The sequence below is a fragment of the Roseateles sp. P5_B10 genome (assembly GCF_056400485.1).
This window is the reverse complement of sequence record NZ_JBFULE010000824.1, coordinates 1-2,276: the sequence shown is the minus strand read 5'-3', so window position 1 is coordinate 2,276 and position 2,276 is coordinate 1. Positions and strand designations below refer to the sequence as shown.

Here is a 2,276-nt window from a genome sequence, read left to right as displayed (position 1 = left end):
GAGTTGGGGCTCTGAAAAAGAGAAACGCCGCCCGGCTTGTGGCCGAGCGGCGTTGGAGGGTGGGATCAGCCGACCCGAATCATGCCTCGAAAGGCAGCTTCACCTGGCTGAGATCCTTGCGGGTTTCCACGAGCACCAGCGGGCCCTCGTCGACAACGGCGACCGCTGCCGGCTCGCGGCCCAGCGGGGCCGGTGCGGGCTCGGCCGCGATGGCGGCCTGCACAGCGGCGATCTTGTCGGCGTCGGAGTTGACCCATTGCAGGCCGGCACCTTCGGCGATGGATTGAAGCTCGCCCATCGGCAGCTTGAAGGCTTGGACAACCGGCGCCGGGGCCGGCGCAGGTGCAGCGACCGGAGCCGGCGCGGCGGCCACGGCTGCGGGCGCCTGGACCGGCGCAGCAGCATTGGCCATCGCGTCTTCGATCAGCGAACTCTGCATCGGCGCGGCGGCCGAAGCGGCCTCCTCGCCAGCAGTGGCTTCCTGGCCTTCGACGGCACCTTCCTCACGGCGGCCTCGGTTGCGATTGCGACCGCCGCGACGGCGGCTTTCGCGGCCATGGCCCTCGGCGTCATCACCTTCGACGGGCGGCGTGGTTTCGGCGCCTGCGTCAGCAACAACTTCAGCCGGTGCTTCGACGCCGGCTTCTGCCGTGCCTTCGGTGCCCGTCTGATCGTCGCGCTCGCGGCCACCACGGCGACGGCGGCGGCCACGGCCCTGGCGCTCTTCACCGGCCGGCGTGTCGCCAGTCGGAGGCAGGGCGGCTTCGGCCTGGCTGTCGACAAAGGCCGGCGGCGCGTCGTGGACGGCGGCCAAGTCTTCGCTCAACGGCGCGGCAACCGGCAAGGCGGCCACGGTCTCGACCGGCGGGCGCTCCTGGCGCTCGCCCCGTGGGCGGCGCTCACCACGCTCCGGGCGGTCACCACCGCGTTCGGTGCGCTCACCACGTTCAGCACGCTCACCACGTTCGGTGCGCTCGCCGCGCTCCGGGCGTTGCTGCTGTTCAGGCTTGTCARCGCCTTCGGCGCGCGGCTTGYGGTCACCGCGTTCGCCGCGCTCACCGCGGGCTTCCTGCGGCTTGCCATCGCGGCGGCCACCTTGGCCACGCGGCTCGTTGCGCTCACCGCGTTCGCTACGCTCGCCGCGCTCACCACGGCGGCCACCGTCGCGGCGACCATCACGGCCGCCTTCGCGCTTGGGCTTGTCCGTTGCGGCGGGCGCCGCTGCGGGCGCCTGGACAGCAGGTGCCGGGGCCGGCGCGGCATCGCCACCGCCGAAGAAGCTGAACAGGCGGCTGAAGAAGCCCTTGGCCTGCGGTGCTGGCGGCGGGGGCGCAACGACGGGCGCCGGTGCGGGCGCGGCCGCGACGGGCTCGGGCTTCGGTGCGGCGACCGGCGCGGGCTGCTCGGGCAGGATGCCCTTGATGACCGGCTCCTGCTTGTTCTTCTTCTCGACGTCGCCGCGGCGCGTGATGCCGACCTCGTCGGTCGGCTCCTCGATCATCGTGTAGCTGGCCTGCAGGTTCTCCAGGCGTGGGTCGTCGTGGCGCAGGCGCTCAAGCTTGTAGTTCGGCGTCTCGAGGTGCTTGTTGGGCACCAGCAGCACGGTGACGCGCTGCTTGAGTTCGATCTTGGTGATCTCGGTGCGCTTCTCGTTCAGCAGGAAGGAGGTCACTTCCACCGGCACCTGCACGTGCACGGCGGCGGTGTTGTCCTTCATGGCCTCTTCCTGGACCATGCGCAGGATCTGCAGTGCCGAGGACTCGGTGTCGCGGATGTGGCCCGTGCCGTTGCAGCGCGGGCAGGTGATGTGGTTGCCTTCGCTCAGCGCCGGGCGCAGGCGCTGGCGGCTCATTTCGAGCAGGCCGAACTTGCTGATGGAGGCGAACTGCACGCGGGCGCGGTCCTGGCGCAGTGCGTCGCGCAGGCGCTGTTCCACGTCACGGCGGTTCTTGCTCTCCTCCATGTCGATGAAGTCGACAACGATCAGGCCACCGAGGTCGCGCAGGCGCATCTGGCGGGCGATTTCGTCGGCCGCTTCGAGGTTGGTGCGGGTGGCCGTCTCTTCGATGTCGGTGCCGCGGGTCGAGCGGGCCGAGTTGACGTCGACCGACACGAGGGCTTCGGTGTGGTCGATGACGATGGCGCCGCCGGACGGCAGGTTCACCGTGCGGCTGAAGGCCGTCTCGATCTGGTGCTCGATCTGGAAGCGGCTGAACAGCGGTGCGTCGTCGCGGTAGCGCTTCACGCGATGGCCCTGGTCGGGCATCACGTGGTTC

General features: G+C 70.5%; 1 protein-coding gene. It reads right to left on the bottom strand.

Features of this window, described 5'->3' with window-relative positions; all coding sequences use genetic code 11:
- Window positions 1-79: 79 nt before the first annotated feature.
- On the bottom strand, window positions 80-2,276 hold a 2,197-nt coding region (locus AC1DU6_RS28100; protein WP_477861142.1), incomplete at its 5' end, for a ribonuclease E/G.